Origin of the sequence: Bacteroides sp. (assembly GCF_052357945.1) — a bacterium.
GTDB lineage: Bacteria > Bacteroidota > Bacteroidia > Bacteroidales > Bacteroidaceae > Bacteroides.
The window spans coordinates 1-2,990 of the sequence record NZ_DAWCXD010000273.1 but is presented as its reverse complement, the minus strand read 5'-3'; the positions used below and the strand labels follow the sequence as shown (position 1 = coordinate 2,990).

The 2,990-nt window shown below is 41.9% G+C and carries 4 protein-coding genes; 3 read left to right on the top strand and 1 reads right to left on the bottom strand.

From position 1 onward, the window contains the following. Both ACT8YW_RS22710 and ACT8YW_RS22705 read left to right on the top strand, forming a co-directional pair. A partial coding sequence (locus ACT8YW_RS22710) for a 5'-nucleotidase C-terminal domain-containing protein (protein WP_444107227.1) occupies nt 1-488 on the top strand: 488 nt, incomplete at its 5' end. Between the two features lie 93 nt (nt 489-581). Then, nucleotides 582-1,484 carry a helix-turn-helix domain-containing protein gene (locus ACT8YW_RS22705; protein WP_004308613.1) on the top strand — a complete coding sequence of 301 codons (903 nt, stop codon included), beginning with the start codon at nt 582-584 and terminating at the stop codon, nt 1,482-1,484. Between the two features lie 2 nt (nt 1,485-1,486). Here the strand turns inward: ACT8YW_RS22705 and ACT8YW_RS22700 are convergent, their stop codons facing one another. Then, nucleotides 1,487-2,071 (bottom strand): Crp/Fnr family transcriptional regulator, encoded by a 585-nt coding sequence (locus tag ACT8YW_RS22700; RefSeq protein ID WP_004306385.1) that lies wholly within the window; start codon nt 2,069-2,071, stop codon nt 1,487-1,489. 15 nt (nt 2,072-2,086) lie between these two features. Here ACT8YW_RS22700 and ACT8YW_RS22695 point away from each other — a divergent pair, with 15 nt between their 5' ends. Beyond that, a complete protein-coding gene (locus ACT8YW_RS22695; RefSeq protein ID WP_444107226.1) occupies nt 2,087-2,908 on the top strand; it encodes a DUF3845 domain-containing protein in 822 nt (273 codons plus the stop codon). Nucleotides 2,909-2,990 lie beyond the last annotated feature (82 nt).

Sequence of the window (2,990 nt, the reverse complement as noted above, 5' to 3'; positions counted from 1 at the left end):
CTTATTATATGTGGACGAACCGGATGAAGTCACCGGAAGATCATCTGCTCTGGTTCAAGGAGAAACCTCGGGAAGGTGCGGAAGACAGGGCTTCTTTCCAGAACTTCAGTTTTAATTTCGATTCGGCTTCCGGCATTATTTATACGGTGGATGTGACTAAACCGCAGGGGGAAAAGATTACGATTACGAGCATGGCGGACGGTTCTCCTTTCCGTATGGATAAGATATATAAAGTGGCCTTAAATTCTTATCGTGGTAATGGTGGTGGAGAACTGTTGACGAAAGGATCGGGTATTCCGCAGGAGGATTTGAAGGACCGCATAATTTTCTCTACGGATAAAGATCTTCGTTTCTATTTGATGAATTATATCGAAAAGAAAGGAACGATGGATCCCAAAGCCCTGAATCAGTGGAAGTTTGTTCCGGAGAAATGGACAGTGCCGGCTGCCCAACGTGATTCTGAATATTTATTCCGGTCTGTTCAATAAGTAACTAAAAGTGTTCATTATGTCTGATAATACTCTTGAACGGCTTGTATATCTGATTAAATGCTGGTATATTTGTCGCAAAAAAGAGAGAGTATGTATATTCAAAATGTTCCCAAAGTAGGTATTTCTTCGGTAGTTCATTCTAAACATATAGATTCTGACAACATTGATGTTGTTGATAACGATATAGCGCTCTTCGATACGGAGAGCGTTATATCGTTGTATAATGGACCGACTAAACTGGAGGTGTTGACGGTAGGTCTTTGCCTGGAAGGTACTGGTACTTTTAATATTAGTTTGCGTGAGTTTCAACTGTTCCCCGGATTAATGGTGATCGCGCTGCCTAATCAGATTGTCGAACAGCGGTGTTTCAGTTCCGACTTTAAAGCGATATTCTTTGCTGTGTCGAAGAACTTGTTGGAGACATTGCCTAAGATCAGTAATGTGCTTTCCTTATTCTTTTATCTGAAAGATTACCCGTGTTTCAATCTTACACCGCAGGAGCAGGAGACTGTGAAGGAATATCATGCATTTATCAGAAAACGGTTGAAGAATAAGGAGGCTTTATATCGTAAAGAAGTGGTAATGGGCTTGATGCAAGGGTTCTTTTTTGAACTTTGTAATATCTTTACCAATCATGCGCCAGCCAATGCTACTACCATGAAAAATAAAAGCCGGAAAGAATATATTTTCGAACGTTTTTATGAGTCTTTAGTGGAGTCTTACCAGTCTGAACGGAGCGTGAAATTCTATGCTGACCAGTTGTGTCTGACGCCGAAGCATCTTTCGGGAGTAGTAAAAGAGGTCAGCGGAAAAACGGTGGGGGAGTGGATAGACGAACTGGTGATTCTGGAAGCGAAAGCACTTCTGAATTCTTCAAGTATGAATATACAAGAGATTGCCGATCGGCTGAATTTTGCCAACCAGTCGTTCTTTGGAAAGTATTTCAAGCATTACACTGGTATGTCTCCTAAAGAATACCGGAAAAGCCGCTAAAATCATAGAACACCGGAGCGCACACGGCTTAGTGTTTCCGGTGTCATCAAAAGATAAGAGGCGATGTGTGCCAGAGGTGCACGTTTGATAATTTCCGGATGTGTTTCGAGCAGGAGGTTATAGCGTTCGCGAGCGGATTCAAAGCGCCAGGAGTCTGCTTTAATCTGTGACACAATCAAGGAGTATTCCAGTATCTTTTGGTAGAACATATTGATTTCCCAGTTCTCTTTTGCCAATTTTTGTATCATGTCGCGAGGGAACAGGTAGATAATGGAAGGTTCGAGGGTTTCCACGATTAGCCGGGTGGGTACTTGTTTCAGAAAACTCTCAATGCACATCACGATACATCCTTCGTATGAGAAATGTTCGGTCACGTCTTTCCCATTCTTGTAATAGTACTGCCTAAGCATCCCTTTGCCGACAAATACGATTTCATGAGCTACTTCTCCTTCATTCAGCGCTATTGCTCCTTTGGGAAATTCTTCACGAATCAGTATACTTTCTATCTGTCGTCTTCCTTCTATACTCATTTCCGGAAAGCGGGAATTTACAACAGCATTTACAGTCTCTCTTAATAATGTATCCATGTCTTTTCTGTCTTGATGTGTGCAAAAATACTAAAAACGGTTGACATAAATCAAGTGTGGTATAAAAAAGATGTATCTTTGTCCGCAAAATCAAGAGGTAAGATGATAATGAATAAGATAATAGGCTTGGCAGTGTTGCTGTTCTGTTTGAGTGGTTGCGTAAGGGATAATGATGCTATTTATTATCCGGTTGGCAACGTGGATGTGGAAAGAGGCGGTCCGGCTTTGGAGGCTGGAAAGGGTGATTTAATAGCCCGTAGTTACAATACCGAAGATTATGTACTGGACACGCTTGCACAATATCCGGGTGATCCGACGCTCGGTAAACTGACATTCATGGTCAGTCTGAAAAACCGGTTGGCAGATCAGGAGGTGAGTGGCTTTAATGGTGTCGGTCTATCCAAACTAACGATGAGTCTTGGATATAAAGACGGCAACTATCCGGCAGAAAGCCAGGTTCCTGTTTATACTTCGTCCGACGTGACTGCCAGTTATGCCATTAAACTCCGTTTAAAGGGAGAATTGACTTTAACAGGAGACGAATGGATGATTGACTATATTTATGCTCAATTAGCGGGTTTATTCCAGCCTTATCCTCCTACGTCTTTCCCGGAAGTGTTTATGTGTAAAGGGGGTGAGCAATCGTATGCAACGTTCGATTCTTTTCGTAGAACCTGGACATTTGATATTACTTATGATCGTTCCAACCTTTCTTTCAGCCAACTGTATTTCAATCTGTTTGTGAATCTGGCAGGGCAGAAAAGGGAGGATAGAGTCCGGTTGAGGATTGATAAGGAATCTTGTTTCGAGATCTATAAAGAAAAAGAGGAAATGTAGTTAAACTGCATTTCCTCTTTTTCTTTGGTAGTGGGTACGAGAATCGAACTCGTATTACATGCGTGAGAGGCATGTGTCCTAA